Annotated in this window: 17 protein-coding genes and 1 pseudogene; 5 read left to right on the top strand and 13 right to left on the bottom strand. The window is 47.4% G+C overall.

Features of this window, described 5'->3' with window-relative positions:
- Positions 1-97: 97 nt before the first annotated feature.
- Both OXN25_00690 and OXN25_00685 read left to right on the top strand, forming a co-directional pair.
- Positions 98-1,798 (top strand): WD40 repeat domain-containing protein, encoded by a 1,701-nt coding sequence (locus OXN25_00690; GenBank protein ID MDE0423362.1) that lies wholly within the window; start codon positions 98-100, stop codon positions 1,796-1,798.
- Positions 1,799-1,877: 79 nt separating this feature from the next.
- The gene (locus OXN25_00685; protein ID MDE0423361.1) at positions 1,878-2,441 is read left to right on the top strand and encodes a hypothetical protein; all 564 of its coding nucleotides are present in this window, start codon (positions 1,878-1,880) and stop codon (positions 2,439-2,441) included.
- Between the two features lie 63 nt (positions 2,442-2,504).
- Here the strand turns inward: OXN25_00685 and OXN25_00680 are convergent, their stop codons facing one another.
- Positions 2,505-3,275 (bottom strand): slipin family protein, encoded by a 771-nt coding sequence (locus tag OXN25_00680; protein ID MDE0423360.1) that lies wholly within the window; start codon positions 3,273-3,275, stop codon positions 2,505-2,507.
- 45 nt (positions 3,276-3,320) lie between these two features.
- Here OXN25_00680 and OXN25_00675 point away from each other — a divergent pair, with 45 nt between their 5' ends.
- Positions 3,321-3,464, top strand: coding sequence for a hypothetical protein (locus OXN25_00675; GenBank protein ID MDE0423359.1), 144 nt, complete (start codon positions 3,321-3,323; stop codon positions 3,462-3,464).
- Between the two features lie 5 nt (positions 3,465-3,469).
- On the opposite strand, the gene OXN25_00670 is transcribed toward OXN25_00675, so the two are convergent.
- From OXN25_00670 to OXN25_00655, 4 genes are all read right to left on the bottom strand, one after another.
- Positions 3,470-4,489, bottom strand: coding sequence for a hypothetical protein (locus OXN25_00670; GenBank protein ID MDE0423358.1), 1,020 nt, complete (start codon positions 4,487-4,489; stop codon positions 3,470-3,472).
- 233 nt (positions 4,490-4,722) lie between these two features.
- The gene (locus OXN25_00665; protein MDE0423357.1) at positions 4,723-8,313 is read right to left on the bottom strand and encodes a hypothetical protein; all 3,591 of its coding nucleotides are present in this window, start codon (positions 8,311-8,313) and stop codon (positions 4,723-4,725) included.
- A 143-nt stretch (positions 8,314-8,456) separates the two neighbouring features.
- Positions 8,457-9,134: a DUF4159 domain-containing protein gene (locus OXN25_00660; protein MDE0423356.1), complete on the bottom strand. Its 678-nt coding sequence runs from the start codon at positions 9,132-9,134 to the stop codon at positions 8,457-8,459.
- A gap of 32 nt (positions 9,135-9,166) precedes the next feature.
- Positions 9,167-11,554, bottom strand: coding sequence for a hypothetical protein (locus OXN25_00655; GenBank protein ID MDE0423355.1), 2,388 nt, complete (start codon positions 11,552-11,554; stop codon positions 9,167-9,169).
- 236 nt (positions 11,555-11,790) lie between these two features.
- Here OXN25_00655 and OXN25_00650 point away from each other — a divergent pair, with 236 nt between their 5' ends.
- Entirely contained in the window at positions 11,791-12,165 is a 375-nt protein-coding gene (locus OXN25_00650; protein MDE0423354.1) for a hypothetical protein, read from the top strand.
- A 26-nt stretch (positions 12,166-12,191) separates the two neighbouring features.
- Positions 12,192-12,719: a hypothetical protein gene (locus tag OXN25_00645; protein ID MDE0423353.1), complete on the top strand. Its 528-nt coding sequence runs from the start codon at positions 12,192-12,194 to the stop codon at positions 12,717-12,719.
- Positions 12,720-12,757: 38 nt separating this feature from the next.
- Here the strand turns inward: OXN25_00645 and groL are convergent, their stop codons facing one another.
- The 8 genes and pseudogenes from groL to OXN25_00605 all read right to left on the bottom strand — a co-directional run bounded on the left by groL (position 12,758) and on the right by OXN25_00605 (position 19,577).
- The gene (groL, locus tag OXN25_00640) at positions 12,758-14,392 is read right to left on the bottom strand and encodes a chaperonin GroEL (GenBank protein ID MDE0423352.1); all 1,635 of its coding nucleotides are present in this window, start codon (positions 14,390-14,392) and stop codon (positions 12,758-12,760) included.
- A gap of 231 nt (positions 14,393-14,623) precedes the next feature.
- The gene (locus OXN25_00635) at positions 14,624-15,352 is read right to left on the bottom strand and encodes a hypothetical protein (GenBank protein ID MDE0423351.1); all 729 of its coding nucleotides are present in this window, start codon (positions 15,350-15,352) and stop codon (positions 14,624-14,626) included.
- Between the two features lie 59 nt (positions 15,353-15,411).
- Complete coding sequence (locus OXN25_00630) at positions 15,412-15,762, bottom strand: type II toxin-antitoxin system PemK/MazF family toxin (GenBank protein MDE0423350.1); 351 nt, start codon at positions 15,760-15,762, stop codon at positions 15,412-15,414.
- A gap of 118 nt (positions 15,763-15,880) precedes the next feature.
- Positions 15,881-16,081 (bottom strand): annotated as a pseudogene (locus tag OXN25_00625) (hypothetical protein).
- Between the two features lie 139 nt (positions 16,082-16,220).
- The gene (locus tag OXN25_00620; protein MDE0423349.1) at positions 16,221-17,180 is read right to left on the bottom strand and encodes a type I restriction endonuclease; all 960 of its coding nucleotides are present in this window, start codon (positions 17,178-17,180) and stop codon (positions 16,221-16,223) included.
- A gap of 159 nt (positions 17,181-17,339) precedes the next feature.
- Positions 17,340-17,585, bottom strand: a complete 246-nt coding sequence (locus OXN25_00615) for a type II toxin-antitoxin system HicB family antitoxin (protein MDE0423348.1) — start codon at positions 17,583-17,585, stop codon at positions 17,340-17,342.
- A gap of 160 nt (positions 17,586-17,745) precedes the next feature.
- Positions 17,746-18,477 (bottom strand): hypothetical protein, encoded by a 732-nt coding sequence (locus tag OXN25_00610; GenBank protein ID MDE0423347.1) that lies wholly within the window; start codon positions 18,475-18,477, stop codon positions 17,746-17,748.
- A 53-nt stretch (positions 18,478-18,530) separates the two neighbouring features.
- Positions 18,531-19,577, bottom strand: coding sequence for a WD40 repeat domain-containing protein (locus OXN25_00605; GenBank protein ID MDE0423346.1), 1,047 nt, complete (start codon positions 19,575-19,577; stop codon positions 18,531-18,533).
- Positions 19,578-20,052 lie beyond the last annotated feature (475 nt).

The raw sequence follows: 20,052 nt of genomic DNA, 5'->3' as shown, positions 1-20,052 counted from the left end.
TTCCCATTTTTTTGCCATTGATCCTGGTTTTAATTTTCTCTATCCCAAACGTATTTGCCCAAAACTACACCCAGTGGGTCTCCCTGAAGGTGCCATAATGCGTCTTGGAAAAGGCAGTATAAAGGAACTCCAATTTTCACCAGATGGTACTCGGCTTGCCGTAACAACATCTATCGGTATTTGGCTCTATGATGTCCAGACGGGGAAAGAAATTGACGTATTTGCGGCGCACACCGGTAGTATGAGGAATATGAGTTTTTCACCCGACGGCAAGATGATCGTCAGTACGAGTGATGACCCTACAGTTCAGTTATGGGATATTGAGACGGGCACCCTCTTGCAATCCCTCAAAAGGCATACGAATGAGGTTTTGAGTGTGAGTTTTTCGCCCGATGGCAAGATGATTGTCAGCGGCAGTGCGAGTTGGGGCGGTTCGGTTTGGCTATGGGATGTTGAAACAGGCACTTTCTTGAAATCCCTCGAAGGGCATAGATATAATCACCAGGGCGGTTGGCCTTACAATCTTATGAGTACCCGCTTCTCTCCTGATGGCAAGATGATCGTCGGTGTGGCTTCGGATAAGACGATTCGGCTCTGGGATATCAACACCGGCACTCTATTGAAATCCCTCAAAGGGCATACAGGGTGGATTTTGCGTGTAAGTTTTTCACCCGATGGCAAGACACTCATCAGTGTGGATAGGGACAATACCATTCGGCTCTGGGATGTCGGCACTGGCACCCTCTTGAAGGCCGTTACGGTGAAGAGCCGTGATGTTCTGGGTTTCAATTTTCATCCTGGATACGGCGACCGACTCCTGAAGACGGCTACGGATTTTTCACCTGACGGCAAGGTGCTCGTCAGTGCGAGTGAGGACCATAGGGGTCAACTTTGGAATGTTGAGACGGGCACCCTCTTGAAATCCCTTAGAGGACATACACGGTGGGTTTTGCGTGCGAGTTTCTCCCCTAATGGCAAGATACTTGCCAGTGGGAGTATGGACGGTTCGGTTCGGTTATGGGATACTCAGACGGGCACCCTCTTGAAATCCCTTAAGGGACATACAGGGCGGGTTGAGCATGTGCGTTTTTCACCTGATAACAAAATGCTTGTCAGTACGAATGATGCCCCTACGGTTCGTTTATGGGACACCGAGACAGGTACGCTTTTGAAATCCCTCACTGGGCATAAAGATAATGTTGACGGTGTAAGTTTTTCACCTGACGGCAAGACACTCGTCAGTGCGAGTAGGGACGGTTCGGTTTGGTTATGGGATGCTGAAACGGGCAAACACTTAAAAACCTTCGAGGGACATACGGGTAGCGTTAGAAGTGTGAGTCTCTCCGCTGATAGCGAGAGGCTCGCCAGTGGGGGTACGGACGGTGCCGTGCGGTTATGGGATGTCGGGACGGGCAACCTCTTGAAACCCTTTACAGGACATACGGGTACTGTCGAGAGTGTGAGTCTTTCACCCGATGGCAAGACCATCGCCAGTGGCAGTGTGGACGGTGCTGTGCGGTTATGGGATGTTGGAACGGGCAACCGCTTGAAATCTATCATAGCGCACACGGGTGAGGTGAAAAGCATCAGTTTTTCACCCGATGGCAAGACCATCGCCAGTGGGGGTACGGACGGCTTGGTTGGGTTATGGGATGCCGAGACGGGCAACCCTTTGAAACCCCTCACAGGGCATACGGATGAGGTTTTGTGCGTGAGTTTCTCTGCGAATGGCAAGATACTTGTCAGTGGCGGGCTGGACGGAACGATTCTCCTATGGAACACGTCCGTGTTTAAATGAGAGCACCTCACACCTACCCTTAGATAAGAACCGTTGCCTGAAACACTGAAGCCGAAATTGAGACAGTATTGGAGAAAAAATGAAAACACAGATTCTTTTAAGGAAGCATACCCCGGTAAGCATCATCAGCTTTTTTCTGCTCCTGACAACAACTCTCCTTGGGTGTAATACTATCAATCGCGCCCTTGAAATCGACGCTGTTCTCCTTACACTGGATGATCTCCGCACGATGGGAGTAAGGACGGATAAACGCATCGGCGTACCTATAGAGCACTTAAAGGAATTACATATTATCAGTGCATACGAGCAGCGTGGCACTCAACTGACTGTTCAATATTGGTTATTTGCCTCCGCGTCCGCTGCAAAAAAAGCGGCGGAGGGTCAGTGGATATGGTTCTTTGCCGCGCCAGCGAACTTTCACCCCCAGCTCAATCCCGAAGATGTCATTGGAGATGCGACATGGCACCGTATTCACAGGAGTCGAAAGGAATGGGAAAACGGTCCGACTGACATCTGGTTCGTGAAATACAATTTACTCGTTAGCGTTAGGACAAAGGGGCACCCGTCAAATCGACTCCAATTCGCCCGGGACACTGCCCGAAAGATTGAAGCGGAAATTAACGCAATCGTAGAAAAAAAATAAAAATACAGATTCCCTATCCGAGATCTTGCCTTGGTCGCAGGCGCGCGCAATAAGGACGCGCTTTTATTTCTCGTCCACCTTCAGCTTATCAATGAACGGACTCAGCAAGTCTATCGGAATTGGGAAGACCATCGTCGAGTTCTTCTCGGCACTGACCTCCACCAACGCTTGAAGGAATCGGAGCTGCACGGCTGTAGGTATCCGACTGAGGATTTCTGCGGCATTCGTTAAGACCTCGGCAGATTCAAATTCACCCTCGGCGTGTGTAACTTTCGCGCGACGTTCCCGCTCGGCTTCTGCCTGTTTCGCCATTGCCCGCTGCATCTCAACAGGGAGATCGACGTGTTTAATCTCCATCGCCAACACCTCAACCCCCCACGGTTCGCAATGCCTTTTAATGATTTCTTCCAAGTCTTGATTTAACTTTTCACGTTCCGAGAGGAGATCATCCAACTCTGCACGTCCAAGTACGCTTCGCAGCGTCGTCTGTGCTGTCTGACCGATAGCGAAGCCGAAATCCTCGACCTCAATGACCGCCCTATCCGGTTCAGTCACCCTGAAAGTTAACACAGCGTTGACACTCACAGAAACGTTATCCTTCGTAATAACATCTTGTGGGGTAACATCATTGACGATCACCCGTAGGCTGATACGTTGCATTCGTTCAATCCAGAACGGTATCATAAACACGAGTCCTGGACCACGGGTCCCCGTTAGACGTCCGAGGCGGAAGATAACAGCGCGCTCATATTCCTTGAGAATCCGGACGCTCGTGCCAAGCATAATGACGACAGCAACAACAATAGCAAAATAGATTGGATCAATTTGTGGCATATTTTTAATTTTCCTTTTTTAGCAGTCAGCAGTCAGCAGTCAGCATTGTCCCGCAAGTCCACACGCGACTTGCGTAGCAAAGACGCAAGCGTTACCGAACCCCTCTTTTCTTTTCAGACCGCTGAGAGTGCGGGGAATGCCATTAAGGCATTCATACCGTTGATTCTGATGATGGCTGTTGGCTTCTGAGGCTATCAAGCATCGTAGCCAGTGATGTCGCGAGCCTTCTGAAAAAAGGCACGTTTCCGCGGCGTGTTGATTTGCCATTGCACCGGCACGGATTGGTAACCGTCATGATAGTTGTTTTCACCCGGATCGAAGTAGCCCCATGAGGCGTATTGACTCACAGCAGCAACGAAGTTGTTCAGCGGTTTATCGAAATCAAAGTGGTCATCTTCATTAAACAGAATCGGCATCGGACGGTAGCCCGGCACCTGGCGCGTTTCCTGGACCATAGAGATAATACGGTTCGGATCCTTCACACCGTTCCCATGAACAAGCAGAAAGTCAGAAGAACGGACAACATTCTCAAGTGGTACCCGACCCCCGCCGTAACTCGTCCCAGTGAGGAATCTATCGCCATTGCGTGTCGTTGCTTTCACGCGTTCAATCAATTCATGTACCCGTTGCGGTTGTAGAATCTCATGTGTATATCGAACATTACATTCGTTGTTGACTTCAACAATCACATTGGTATATCCCTTGTCAAAGAGCCACCCGGTTGCGTTGTCCACCGCCTGTATAACGGCGTTCTCGTCGGTGAGCCGATGGTCCTGTCCAAAATAAAAATAACCGAGAATGACAACCATACCCAGATCATCAGCAAAGTCGATAATGCGTTCGAGTCGTGACAGGTAATTCGGGTTGAGACTCCCATCAGCTTCTATGCCGGAGTTGTGCCACGGCTGCGCCTTAGAATAACCTTCCGGACTCCCACCTTGGAGATTGATCGTGAACGCCAGCACGCCGTGGGCGCGCCATGTCGGCATCGCTGCTAAAAATTCACGCGTATTGCGCTCAGGGTCCCACTCACCTGTATCTGGATATTCCCACAAGTGAATCGTCTCTGGATTCCTATCATCGAAGATACCCTGCACCATGCGGGTGTTAATGAGCAATCCTTCGATTTTATTATCTTGGTAGAAACGTCCTGGATAGGTAATTTCACCATTAATGTAGAACGCATCTTCAACGAGGCTAACTGCTGTTTTCATTTTCTTCTCCTTCGTATTGATTTGAACATTTTTGCGAGTAGCATTGTTCGTTTGCGCACCAAAGGCATTTAAAACCTCTGGCGCAACAGTCGCGGTAAGAGCGGCAGTCGTTGCCGTCTTCAAGAAACGCCGTCGCGAGATATTTATTCGTTGTTTTCCGTCCATATTAGGCATACACCGATTCCTCACAAACACGCATCCAGTGCGCCATAAAACCTTGTCAACGAGAGGGGTTACCGAGTCTTTTGTGAGAGTGCTTTAAAGTATCGCCTTAATTGCTCACGGTACTGAAACGGAATATTCTCAAATTCCTTGGCATTCGGCGCAGCTTCTAACTTCCGAACGATTTCCAGTAATTCAGGATGCAAAGGCGGAACTTCCTGTGCGGGGGTAGCAGAGGTTTTTGCCACTTCCGCCTTCCGCTGCTTGCCGACATCCCGTTTCTGCAACGATTTTAAACTATCAAGCATCCGAGTCAAAATCCGCGCCTGTCTATCAAGCACTTCATCATCAAGTCTTCCTTGTTGGAGAGATTTCTCGACCGCATTCATCTCCTGAGCGACCTCTTCAAGGCTCCCCAGCATTTGCGCCATTTCCTCAGCGCGCTCTGCGAGACGTTGCGTTGCCTCTCGGATCAGCTGCTGTTGGGCAGCGAGTTGCTGCATCATCTGTTGTAGCCCAGGAGTTTGCCCCTGCTCACGCATCTGTTGATTTAGACGCTCTGCCATCTGGTTTAACTGCTCCTGACCTTCGGCGAGTTGTTCGAGCTGCTGCATCATATCTTCAAACCCACCAGCACCCATCTGCTGGTTCATCTGTGCCATCGCCTCAAGGAGTTCAAAGATGGCTTGATTCAGATCCGCAAGTGCGGCTCTCTGAATCGGGAGCGCGAGGCTCGGTTGCCTATCCTCTAAGGCGCGTGCAGCACGAGAGAGCGCATCGTTTGAAGCATTGAGATGTAAGACGACTTCAGGCGGTACCTGTATTTGTCGTCCTCCTAATTCCCAGAGTTTACTTGAAAGTTGCGTAATCCCTTCTGCTGTGGTAATCTCATCCGCTGCGAGTTCTTGCAATTTCAAGATTTCACTCTGGATATAGGCATTCGCTTGTCCAGCGATGAGAAGGTCGTTCGTTTGGTTAATAACCTTTTCATGGAGATGAGAGAGATAGAGTCCACTTTCAACGGCTTCACGCATCACAGTTAGAGACTCGTTTGCGTTTGCTCCTTCCATGAATGCCAAAGCGTTATCCAAGCCTTGTGCGAGTTCCATCAAGGTCTGTTGCGCGCCGCGTCCCGATTCGAGTGCCTCGCTGTCCTGTCCACTTCGGAGGTTTGCACTGGTAGTATCGAGCATTTCAGGCAGCTGATATTCATGCACAAACTGATTGAGGCGGAGGATTTCATCTCCGAGCCGTTCTATTTGCGGTGGGGCGTTTTCGTTATCTTTCGCGAGTTCCTTCATATCAGTGCCGAGTTTCTCTAATTTCTCACTGAGCCGTCCGAACTCCTCACCCACGCGATCCTCTTTTTGTGCGAGATCATTCAAAGGTGCGGACTCAGCTGTCGCCTCCAATGTATCCATCAATTCTTTCTGTTGTTCAGCGAGTGCAGCTGCCTGTTTCGCAGCGGCTTCTAATTCCTGCTCAAGAAGCATCTGTTCGTAGAGGGATTTCGCGCGTTCCAATTGTTGTAAAAACTGTTCCTGACTGAGATTCGCTTCCTGCATTGCACCTTGTCGTTCAGTCAGCTGCTGGTTCTCTAACGCCTCAGATAATTTCTGCAAAATCTCTTTGTGCTCTTCAGAGAGTGCTTTTTCCATGAGGTTTTGGAGCTCCTGATATTTCTGAATCGTCTCAGTGTCAAAGAGTTGATTCTGCTCCATCTCCTCCGCCGTCTGCTTCATATCTTCGATTAATTGCTTCGCTGTCTCCTCAATCTGTTTCTGGTTTTCAAGCACCTGTTGCATGAGATTTTCATCGTTGCGCGTAAGTTCCTGATTGCTTCTGCCCATCCGCTTCATAGTATCAAGGAGGTTATCGACCAACCCTGTAGCATCTGCCTGTTCGTCAAAGAGTTCATCGAGTCCACGCTGCTCCGCTTCCTGATCGGCAGCAACCGAATCGTACATTTCTGAGAGCGATGGAAAACGAAGCGTATAGGTAGGCGACTTGCCAATATTCGGTCCAGAAACATCATCGTTGTCCAAGGCTTGAACGTAATAGGCAAGCACTTCACCCGGAAAGATACCAATCCGATCGACATCCCAAGTATAATTCAGAAAGACAGCTCTACGAACATCAGCCCCTTCAATCCCCCAACGTTTTAACGGCACATTCACTTCTTCAGCACCCTCGACCTCAACACGATAGACAAGTTGGAGTTCCTGTATCCCGTAATCATCCGTTGCCTCTACTTTCAGTTCCACCAACATACTGTTATCTAAGACAGTATCCCGCGCCGGGGCAACGATAGAGACATCCGGGACGGCATCTTCAAAAACAGTGAGTGTATAGTTAATTGGGTCCCGATTCATGAAACCTTCACCGTCAGTAATACGGATATGGTATTTCTCGCCAACCGCGAACCGCGAACCGCGAACCGCTGACGACTGACGGCTAATCACGACCCATGAACCGTAAATTGTGGACTGCTCTTTAGTCTCTAATGGCACTTCGTCAGATACCTCAAACACAAGAGAGGCTTTCTCAAGCGGTTTGTTGCTCTCGCCTGCGAATACGACCTCTGTTCCGAAAAGCGTCTGAATATCACCAGTGTTTGCCGGTAACGTCTGAGATTGCAGTTGGGTGTAAGTAGGGTAGTTGAGGCGATACTGAAATTGTGTGACAACTGGTTCATCGCTGATCGTGAGTTGATACTGCTCAGACCCTACCGATTCGACAGAAACGTAGTATTGAAGCGGACGACTCACCTTTTCAAGCGTCACACGGTATGACAAGGAAAGGGCGGGAACCTGCTCGTTACGATCATCTACAGAGTCGGAGGTTCTCTGCATCAGCACGGCTTCCCATTTTGTTGATGCGGCTTCATCGGCTTCTCCGACGCGGTAATAGAGTTCAACAGGCGCGCCGAAGTGTCCGTTTACTTGCGCAGTGATGTCAACGTCACTACCTCGCTCGACTTGGGCGTTACCCGGCTGAATTTCTGTAATCTGAATGAGATTTTTTAGACCTTCGGCGTCCGTCTGGAGCGTCGTAGGCAGTGCCCGAAACGAGTGTGCAAAGTCCATGAAAGCAGTCGGTAAGAAAAAGGATGTGATCAGGAGAAGCCCGATACCCCCAACAGCGACACCCGCATTCCGCCTGATTTTCCGAAACTCGGACTGAAACACCTGTTTGGGCTGTACCTGTTCCATATCTCTGCTGGTTTGAAGAATCAGGTGCTCGATGAATTCCGGAGCATATCCGAGTCGGTTATCCGTTAACGTCCGCCAGAGTTGGACGGCACTCAGAATCCGATTTTCGGATGCAAACCCACTTTCTGCTTGTGTCGATTCAAGGCGGGCTGCGACGGCTGCATCTGTCAGTCTGCGACGGAGCGGTAGAACAAGTGCGCGGACTACGGCGTAGACAGCAACACCTATGGACACCAACAGAACACCCATACGTATCCAGTGCGAAAATGGGAGTTGCCACATCGGTAAACTAAACGCAAAAACGACGAGGACCCCTGTCCCAATAAGGGCAAGAATACCGAGACATTTCAGCAGCCCTTCTGAGAAAATGAGCCATCGCCATTGCCGCCGAATCGCACGCAGCTGCACAATCAGATTTTCATAAGCTCGATTTACATTTTGTGTGTTCATAGTGTATATGGTTATAAGTTATAAGTTATAAGTTACGAAGTTTTTAGTAACAATCTTCCATTCCTAAAGACTACAAGATAGCGAGGGTTGTTACCAGAGTTCTCTTAACTTATAACTAACAACCAATAACTAATAACCCTCTATTAGTGCGTCAGGACATAGACAGCAATATTCACTGCCATTTTCGCTGCGAGTTCGCGAACCTGCGGCGTATCCTCTGGATGTACATCGGCATCCTCAAGCCCATCACCGATGTCAGCACTGTAAACGTAATAAACAACCATTCTTCCATCGTGAAAAAGTCCAAACCCTTGTGCGGGTTCGCCGTCGTGTTCATGAATCTTGGGCAACCCATCGAGTTCATAGAAGCATCGGTAAATCAGATGCGTGTTCGGTATCGGCTGTAATTCCTGATTGGGAAACACCCGTCGCATTTCACGGCGAAAACTTTCGTCAAGCCCATAATCATCATTGGCAAATAGAAACCCACCGTTCATGAGGTAGTCCCGCAAAATCTCAACCTCACTTTCAGTTAACCGGATATTTCCGTGTCCGACAAGGTAGAGCATCGGGTATTGGTAAAGCGTGTGATCTGTCAACTTAAGAATCACTCTATCCTCGGCGGTTTCAATATCCGTTCGCGTGCGAAGGAGGTGAAGCCAATTCTTAATTGTCGTCGCGTCGCCATACCAATCGCCGCCACCGCCGTAGTGGACCTGGGCGATAGTAAGCTTCTCACCGGCTTCTGGTGTGCCAACTGCTATGTAAAATAGGAGACAACATAAAAAAAAGAAGTATCTCCACTTCATCAATCGCATCATAAAATGTCTTGTTTTCCTGTCCAACGAACACTTCAAACTAACCCAATCCGCTTACGTAAGAACCATTCAGTCCCTAATAATCCGACGACAGCAAGGAGAACCAGCGGATGTGACCAGAGTTCACGTTCAGCATCAACGAACACAGGGTTTTGGACATTGGCAATGTTTTCGGGAAGCGATGCCGCGTTCGCTATCGTGAAATAAGCACCACCCGTCTGTTCAGCGAGTTCTTTCAGCAAAACCTCATTGAGTTGGGGTGCTTCCAATTCTGCAAGCTGCGGATGGGCATAAATATCAATCTGATCTTCACCCAACGTTAAGTCCCGACTTCTGCTGACTGCTCGAATCCGGTAAGTTCCCTTCTGTAGCAGCTGGAATTGGGCAGTATAGAGGTTTCCAATGTCAGACGTTATGCGCTGTTGCGATGCCGATCCGTTTGCGTTTTCCGTCGCGCTGTGAATTCGGAGTTGAAACGGCGTTCCGTCAGGTGGGACGACCTCAATCTGAACCGTTGCGTCCGTTTGTCGCTGATAGGTCTCAGAATACAGATACGCCGTAACTTTAGCCACATCCCCTATCGTATAGGTTGCGGCATCCGTGGCAAGATAGAGTTTTTCGTCATCAGTATGCGTCGCCATCCATCGGATAACCTGTGCCCAGAAACGTGAATAGATTGTCCGATAGCGATTGTCTTTAAAAGCCTTAACGCCGAAATCCCAATTCCAGAGTCCTTCCGCCGCGATAAGCAGACTTTTACCCAAACCCGCTCTCTGAAGCACCAAAACGGGTGTCCCTTCTCCGTTCTCCATAAGGACAGTCGCACCACCTCTGAGCTGAAATCCGCTAAAAAACCGCGATAAGGAAACAGGGATGTTTTGCCATATAGCAGTGTTATTTTCCAGTGTGCTTCCGCCGTCACCCATTTGGAGCATCGGATGAAACAGCCCAGATTGCGTCAGCTGTACAGTGAATTCTGCGTCGTGTACACGGCATCCGTTTGCGGGTATATCAATCGGTAATAAGTGCGCCAATTCCGTGTTTCTCAGTCCATTCACGCCGATCATATTCCGAGATGGCAGAAAAATAACAGGTTTGCCTTGGATTTCAACAAAGTCAACGATTGCGAGTCGCTGTGCCTCAGTAAGATGTGCGTCCCCTAAATCTCCTAAAATCAGCACATCGTATTTAGAGAGTTCAGCGCGGGTCTCAGGGAATCTCAGTGTTTCGGATGCCGGTGTAGATTGCGGATAATAGCCATCTAAACGTTCAATCGCAGCATCAGTAGCTATCCGTCTTGACCCGCCGCGTGACAAGATTGCATAGGTTGCCTCAACATCTGGATCACGCGCTAACACCCGTTTCAAGAAGGTGTAATCCCATCGGGGTCTACCTTCAAGATAGAAAACGTTGAGTTTCGCCTTCACCACCTTCACCGAAAACGTCTTTTGATTGTTCGCTTCCGTCAGTTCACCATCAAGTGCCGGAAGTGTCACAGTATACTGGAAATTGCCTTCGGTCTGCGGTGTCAACTTCAGTTCAATTACCTGTTTAGTAGTGGTACCTGTCCCAACCTCCTCCGTTTCGGATTTGGTCGAAGTCTGCGAGTCAGGTCCAAAGGTCAACGTTTCAGCATCTATAAGCGCATTTCCGTTCGTTTCACGGAGGGACAGTCGGGTTGTCTTACCCGTATAGCCGGTTTGCGTTACATTCACACGGATCGTGCTTTCATGACCGGTGTAGGCAATCGGTGCATAATCAATGTGCTGAATTTGAACATCCTTGGGGGGTTCCACCGCACCGACTCCTACTGCATAAACCGGCATCTCTAATCCGGCAATAGCTGCTAAAGGAAATTTCCCGGAATTGTGTCCACCATCCGTAATTAGCACAATACCTGCAGCCTGCTGCCCCTTCCATGTCGCTGCTGCTTCCTGTATCGCGCCACTCATATCAGTAAGTGCCCCGTCAGGTTCAAACTGAGGCATTTCAGCATCAAGACTTTGTGCAAGCGGAACACTTTGATGGAGTCCGGTATCAAAAGGGTAGAGATGTACCTCAAATCGAGCTTGCAATGCCTGAAGGAAGCCTCTCGGAATATCAAACAAGAGTTGATTCACCTGATGCAGTCTCGACTTTGGGACTTCATCAGTGGGTTCATCCACGAGTTCCATACTTTGCGATGTATCTACCAGAATGGAGAGGTGGGTCGGTGGTGTAATGTCCTTTTTCTCAATAACGACCGGAGCTAAAAGACAAGCGAGCAAGATTGATGCCGCGCAGATTCGCAGGACAACGAGCAAAACTCGATACCTCGGACGCATCGGACGCGCTACCCGAAAGTAGACGAACACAGTTATGCCGATGGCAATGCCGATACCGAGTACTATTGCCCATCCGGGCCAAAAATAGGTGAATCGCATACCTCTTCTAATTCCTTTCTCCACATATTATAGTCTAATTGGGAGATAGATGTCAAGTGGTTGTTAGTTATTAGTTGTTAGTTAAGATAGGAGGGTTCTGGTAACAATTCAAACGCCTTGGAAGACTCCTGACCGGAACTGAATAGTCCTAAGCCCCAAAAACTATGTTGACAATCCGTAATCTACTATGATAGAATATGTTCAATTCAAATTCCATTATCAACATGGAGCATACTATGGCAGAGCAAAATAATCACGAGAGCGCGGTTGAAACCCAAGACGCAATACAAGCAAAGAGCGGTGTTATCATCAACGCCGCACAGATGCAGTCACTTGATATTAGCGAAGGGTTCACTCGGATGAAAACAGCAACCGGTTGGCAAATCAAATTAGCAGCAACAGCGCGTGTCACTATCAGTTTCATGACGAGTATGCGGAAAATTGAAACAACACTGATGGAAAACGACATTATTGAGCGGGACGGAGACGACCTAATTTTGCTTCGCAACCAACCGACCGATGCCTATCGCTCGCAGCGGAGTGTATCGCCACTGGCACGAAGCAGCAGTCAGACACTCGCCTCCGAACCCACTGAAGGTAAGACAGTCTAACTCTTTTTCGTAGAAAGGTGTAGGGGATGGCACCCATTTTAGAACGCATTTATCGGCTTCTTTCCAGTTTAAAGGGTGGAACGATGGTCCCGACAGAGATCGTGCTGAGTGCGGGAAGTTATTCGCAAATTGTTACGGAACTTTCGGAAAAACTCGGCACACAAGGGCTATCTCACTTGCAGGTAGCACATCACCTCGCCTTGCCGCTCTCTATTGAACAGGACAATACGGATTTGGTTATCCTCAAGGAATTAATCCCGAACCCGTGTCCAATTTGCCACCATCGTTTGACGTTCCTTCGGGAGACGATTGAACGCTTTGAAAATGACGACACACATTCGGTACGCTGCCCAATGGGGCATCGTTACCAAGGCGAATTGAAGGTATACTATCTGAGTATCTTTCAAGGAGAAGGGGTCGAAATCGAAAAGCCTATAAAGGTATGTCCAGAATGCGGGAGTGAGAACATCCAGTACTTGGGACCAAAAGTGATGTTCTGTCTTGATTGTGACTGGGACAGCGGGCTGGAACCCCGCTATCACACCCAAAGGTGATAGGTGCGCTTGGGAAACACACCTATCAATAAATACCTCTAATGGAAATGTCCAGCATGCGGGTCGGCAGCGGCGGCAGCATCCGGTGGCTCTTCAATCTCTGTAACGAGTGTCTCTGTCGTTAAGAGCAAGCCAGCAATGCTGGAGGCGTTCTGAAGTGCTGAACGGACAACTTTTGTCGGATCGACGATTCCTGCTTCGAGCATGTCGCCGTACTCATCCGTCGCCGCGTTGAAACCGTAATTGCCTTCACCCTCCTGCACTTTCGCCAGCACAATTGAACCTTCCAACCCAGCATTCTCTGCGATCGCACGCACAGGCGAAAGTAAACTACGCCGAACAATATCGAGTCCTGTATTTTGGTCGCCATCCAATTCCAGTTCGCTGAGAGATGCTGATGCGCGTAAGAGTGCGGTTCCGCCACCCGGAACGATGCCTTCCTCAACGGCAGCGCGCGTTGCAGCGAGTGCATCTTCAAATCGAGCCTTCTTCTCTTTCATCTCCATTTCCGTAGCAGCACCGACGTTAACAACAGCAACGCCCCCTGCAAGTTTAGCGAGGCGTTCCTCTAACTTCTCGCGGTCGTATTCGGAAGTCGTCTCCTCTATTTGCGTACGGATCTGCGCAACTCGTCCCTCAACTGCCTTTCTCGCGCCACTACCGCCAACAATCGTTGTGTTATCTTTGTCAACGACGACGCGGCGTGCTGTGCCGAGCATACCGACGACGATGTTCTCTAACCGGATACCGGTCTCTTCCGAGATGACCTGACCTCCCGTGAGGATTGCGATGTCTTCCAACATCTCTTTCCGCCGATCTCCAAAGCCCGGAGCTTTCACAGCGGCAACCTGAAGCGTTCCACGGAGTTTATTGACAACCAAGGCAGAGAGTGCTTCTCCTTCAACATCCTCGGCAATAATGAAGAGCGGTCTCCCGAGCTGCATCGCCTTTTCCATAATCGGCACAAGGGTTGCAACTGAACTAATTTTCTCGGTGTTGATGAGAATATACGGGTTCTCAAATTCGACAACCTGTTCCTGGACATCCGTCACAAAGTTCGGTGATAAGAACCCGCGATCAAACTGCATTCCCTCCACAATATCAACCGTGGTTTCTGAGGTTCTACCTTCCTCAATAGTGATTGCTCCGTCTTCTCCAACCTTCCCAATCGCTTCAGCGACGATCGTTCCGATATTGCTATCGTTTGCTGGGTCGTTTGCAGCGATTGAGGCGACCTGTAGAATTTCCTCATGCGTGCTAACGGCGCGGCTCTGTGCGGTGATTGCATCAACTGCGGCGACTACCGCTTTGTCTATACCGATTTTCAGTTGCATCGGGTCGGCACCGGCAGTAACGTTCTTGAGCCCCTCATGAAGAATTTCCTGCCCCAACAGCGTAGCAGTTGTCGTCCCATCTCCAGCGACATCATTGGTTTTCGTTGCGATGGACTCAAGCAGTTGGGCACCCATATTTTCGTACGGGTCCGGGAGTTCAATTTCTTTTGCGACGGTGACACCATCGCAGGTTACCAGCGGTGCCCCGAAAGATTTTTGAATGACGACATTCCTACCACGAGGACCAAGGGTGACCTTCACGGCATCGGCGAGGGTATCTGCCCCGCGCTTGAGCGCCACCCTTGCTTCTTCATCGAAGATAATTTGCTTTGCTGGCATTAAATTCCTCCTGTATCTGTTTTAGTACTTCAATGTTAAATATACAAAGTGTTGCGTTTAAAAATCGCTCCTATAATTATAGCATACACGCTGTGTAAAGTCAATTTTTTATCGACGCTCCCCGAAAACATAAAAGTAGGCGAGGTTTCTCACCTCGCCTACTTTACCCAAAATGCTATCTATCCGGATTCAGACGACAAACTAAAACTCACAGCCAATAGCCAACTGCTATTAAAGTCCGCGTGAATCCTTTAAACTCCCCCAAGTAACTGACAACTTCCCCGCAGGCTCTACATCAAGTGTCGCTTCACCCAACGTAATCGCTGGAATCACAGGCACCGACCCCAATTCCAGAGAGACGATATCTATGGTATCAATCCAGATATCTGGGCGCGGATTCTCCCATTTGGTGGTAATCAATCCGGCGTGTCCACAAGGACCACCTGCCTTCTTGACCCATCCCCAGACGGAGTTATCGTCTTGGAGCGCGGCATCGTCATGGCACCAATCATCGGAGTTAAAACCTGAAATCATCTCAAGTTCTTCCTCTTTTCCATCCCGGTAGTTCATGACGAATACGTAACTTGGAACACCGTTCTGTTCCCATCCGGTTGCGTGAAGGAAGTAGATGAAGTTCGCCTTACCTTCAACAACAATGCCTTCGACTGCCTTGGGCCATTGCACTGCATTGGTGCCGAAAACGACGATTGCACCGTCAATAATCTGGAATTTGACTTTCCCATCGGGTCCCTCAAAGGTCCCCACTTTATCAATAGGCAGCAGAGAGAGTGTGCTGTCACCAGGGGTCTTGGTCCACCATTGGTGCCCGACCAGGAATGTGTTTGACTTTTCTTCTAAGTCAACATATATCCACTCGTCTAATGCGGTTGCGACTTCTGCTGAAAAAAGACTCATAGCACAAAACAAGGCAATCAGGACTGACAACTTAACCAGTTTCATAACCGATTCCTCCTATGTTAATCTGTGGTAGATAGTATAACAGGGTTATAGATCAATGTCTATAAATTTTCGCTGCCCACTAAATAATCAATCAAACTTCGCAACAGGCGTTCGTGCCGCTCCTCAGAAATGTTACCAAGTATTCCACGCACCAATCGACGCGGGATTACACCTAAAAAACTAAGTCGAATTAGAGATTCTGAATGTAATCCACTTGATATAAAATCAGCATCAGTTGGTGAGATAATATCATCAAGCCCTTGAACGTACTGGTTCAACCTCGTGCTTACACCACAAACAAAGAGATCTCGATAAGGCAGTGGCATTTCTCGTAGAACAATTGCGGGCCTATACTTTAATTCTTCGTCAGCTTGTAATAACGGAACAAGAACGATACTACTTTCCCGCATAATCTGGGTTTATCCATTTCAACATGTCTGTCGTGTATTCAGGTTCGTCATCTCCATACGCACGTGTAAGGGTCTGCATAGAGAGACGATACCAATCTTCACGCTCCAACGATTCTTGCTCCGACTCATATTTCTCAATGAGTGCCTCAACGATTTCCATTAATGAAACCAATGGGTGATTTTCATTTTCACCGATAAGGCTTATTAAGTCATCACGTAAACCAGAGAGTCGCTGATAATCGCTTTCTGTGCGTGGGACAAAAATGATAGGAGCCAGTTGTGGCCATATATCTTGAGCGGTCTGTATCTCGGTTAGCATATTAACTCCTTGTTGGTATCCTTACAATCTCCAAAATATAGTAATTCTTAATAAGTATAACATATATTTGATGATAATTGAAAATGGAATGTCCGTGGCGGGTTGGATAGGCACATAATTACAATAGGACTAATCGGAATTACTTCCCGCGATGTTTATTATAGGCAAATTCAAGCACAGGGAGAAGTTCGGATACATTTTCAGGAATAGTATAAAAGGCACTTTTCTGTCCGGAATCATATCTGTATTCATAGTGATTTGAAAAACTGCCGGCCTCTTCTTTGGTTACTTTGGCAAAGAATCTGGGAGGGGAATAAGTAATTCTGACACCAAAAACCACCCGTTTTTTATTCATAAAACCACAATATCTTGTCGTGAATTTTACATCCAATATCCATCCTTTTGCTTGAATTAAATTCTGTGTTTCTGTAACCCTTCCGTAAAATATATTGCGCCTGTCTTCAGAATAGTTTGCTTCGTAGTATCGCTTTACTTCTTCAGGTAGAGAATTTTTAATCCGATCTATCGTCCATTCTCCAGCAACAGTTGCCTCTCGTTCTATCGGTTTCGGATCAGTTATGTCATTAGCAGGGTTAGGTTTAGGAGGAATCGGGACAGGCTTGGAAAAATCAGTTTTCTCTTTTTCTTCCAATGCTATCTCAGCGTTCAGTTCTGCTTCATCTGATATTACATTTGCCTTCAAGAGATATTTCTCCAAATCGGTAACAGCAGTCTCCCGATTCTCAATATCAATCTCACAAAAAATCCTGTCACTCAAACTTGAAGCTTTCCATCCAGAAAGGTAAAACCGCCAGATTTTGCCGTTTGTAATTATCGCAAGCGGAATATCTTTGCTATAGGCGTAAAAGCAAATTTGTCCTTCGTATTTTTCGATTGACTGACCCCATCGCTTGCACTCGATGACAACAATTGGGTTTTGTTCGCGTTTAACCTGTAAGGTGTAATCGGCTCTTTTGTTTTCAACTTTATATTCCGGCAGGACCTCCATAGACGCTAAATTGGCATCGTCCCACCCTAAAGCCCTTAAAATCGGTAAGACCACGTATTGTTGCATGGTCGCTTCATTAGCATCTGCCAAGCGTTGCTCGTGTTCAAGAATATGCGCAATAGTGTTTCTCAAATCATTCATGCAAAATCTCTCTGCTTCCGATCAAATCACTTAAAACAGCACCTCAATTTCTCATAAAACTTCAACATTCATTGAGCAAATTGGGGTCTGTCCTGTTTGACATAAGTGTTAAACCCGTGCTTCAATGAACGCAGCAGAAACACCCAAAGCACTCTGAAGAAGTGGTAACTTTGCTGATGGCTGTGGAACTCTCTCTCCATTTTCCCTTAACCCTTCAATATGAAATTCGATAGCCTCAGCGATTAATTCTTTAACTTCTTTCATTATTCCACCCACAGCGATGCATCCGGGGAGATCGGGGACAGAAGCACCATAACTGTTCTCGCTCTTTTCAAAAATAACGACGTATTCCATGAGTTACTCACCTCATAACATTAATCCAAGTTGCTAGTTGTAAATCCATGGAATATCCTTTATAGTGTTTTTATCTGAAAACATAAAAGGAGCACCCCATGGACCTAACTATTGTAGCAGTTTACACGATTTGTGACGACTTTTTATTAGCAACGGGACATCAAGAGCATCGACTTACGAAGATGTCAGATGCCGAAGTCATGACGACGGCACTCGTCGCCCTTCGCAATGTTTTAGGTATTCTTAGGTACTTTTGAGAGGTTATCCCCCTGCGTTCGAGTTCTAAAAACAGGGTTTCGTCTGCTATGACTTTGAGTGCTGCCGCTGCGCCACTCGCTGAATATTTCCATAACGCCCGATCGAGCGTTCGCATCGAAACGTTATAGCACTCGGCTTCCGCACGGCAGAAGTCTACATATTCCTGCCAGAATGGATACTCGGGACCATAGACGCATTCTTCCTTTATCCCAACAGAGCGAAGTGCGTGATGGTCGAGGATAGGGTATTTCTTTTTGTCATAGAAGTGTAGGATCACAGACGCGACGGACTGTCCTACACCATATAACCCTATTAACTTTTTGAGTTTCTCCCAATCGTCATTAAGACGGAACGCCGCGGTGGTGACCTCCTCAATACACGCCGGGAGGTTCTTATCTATCTTACTCGGAAGATAGTGAAATTTCCACTCTGCCATGCTCCGCAATTCGGCTTTCAGTAGGTAGCCACCGGGGGTCTGGCGGGTCTGGCGTTCCTTTACTTTTTTTTTCAGATCTATAATGACCGGCTCTAGGCGTTGATACTTTTCCGATAGACCTGCAAGGTAGAGAGCCTCCCAGTCAAGGATTTCTTTTGTGGTAGTAAATGGAAGTTTCATTTTGTATTGTGAGGTCATAAAGTCTTCCCTTTTCCAAGTCTCCTATCCTAATAATTCCATTATGAAGCCAATTAAAACCTTCCGCTGTGTCTCCAGAAGTAAATTGTTCCAAAATCACTTCCACTCGCGAGTGTCTTTCCATCCGGACTGAAGGCTACGGTCCATTTAGAGTCCGGAAACTTTCCATGCTGATTTTCACGATATGCGGTGAGTGTGTACTTGAGAGTCCCTGTGCGGGTATCCCAAAGGCGGACATCTCCATCTCTACTGGCACTGGCAAAGGTGTTACCATCTGGACTGAAAGATATGGATTCGACCCAACCCTTATGTCCAATAAGTATTTTGTCGAGTGTTCCTGTGTTAACATTCCACAATTGGATTGTTTTTTCACTGGCACTTACAAGTATGGGACCATCTGGGCTGAAAGATATGCAATTTATTTCTCCGAACTCGTTAGTAGATGGTAATGTTTTTTTGAGTTTTCCTGTGTTAGCATTCCAGAGATCAAGGTATTTGTCTTCACTTGAAGTTGCAAGCGTGTTACCATCTGGACTGAAAGATATAGATTTTATCTCTCCCCACTTATCTGGGTTAGTAAATGTTTTTTTCAGCTTCCCTGTATTGGTATTCCAGAGGTAGATGGTGCCCCAGCTTCCGCTCGCTAGTGTTTCTCCAGTTGGACTGAAAGATACGCTCCATGTCCAATCTTTAGGTTGGGCGAGTGTGTATTTGAGAGTACCTGTGTGAGTATCCCAAAGGCGGATTGTCTTATCCCAGCTTGCACTTGCGAGTGTTTCTCCAGTTGAACTGAAAGATATGGATTGAACCCAATTTGTGTGATCAGAGAGTACAAAGAGCTCTTTTCTGGGCTCTATACTGTATAGTGTAATGCCATAGCCTCTTGCTACAGCAAGCATATTTCCATCAGGGGAATACCGAATTTCCCTTATTGAATCTCTATGTCCCCTGACAGCTGGATTTTGGGGTAAAATCCAGCTGTCTTTTTGGATATCATCTATATTGATATCATCTTCCCAATTCCAAGTATCCTCGCTTGTACAGGTAGTGGTGGCAAGGATGGTAAGGATGGTAATTAAATTTACTACCTTCTTCAGCATTGATTATCTCCTGTATGTTATGTTCAACAAAAAATTACATTCTGACTGCTCATCGCGGAGGCGATTCTCGCAGCACGTTATTATTTGATCTTGACGATTACTGCGGTTGCCTTGTTTTTCTCAGCCTCTCGAGGTTGTATCCGCGTTTGACGAGTTCTATTATGAGTGTTTCCAAAGAGATGTTTTTCTGTGAGTTATAAGTTTCCCTCATGGTATTAATGGCTATTCCGTGAAAGAAACCAATTTCTTAGATCAAAATCAACAGTCTGATATAATTTTTATACTCAATCATAACATAATTCCTGAAAAAGCAAGTCTTCTACTCCATCAGTTAGGGTCATTTAGTTTTCACGATTTTTAACCATTTTGGTTGGGAAGTCGCGAACTGGAATTTCCTTCTACAGAAGAACTATGGTGAAACCTAAAAATAAACGCAATAAGTAGTTTTGGGATTTGAAAAATTGGTTGAAAGAGT

The organism is Candidatus Poribacteria bacterium, assembly GCA_028820845.1.
Classification (GTDB): Bacteria; Poribacteria; WGA-4E; order WGA-4E; family WGA-3G; genus WGA-3G.
The sequence above is the reverse complement of the archived record's forward strand: the minus strand, read 5'-3'. Positions and strand labels throughout refer to the sequence as shown.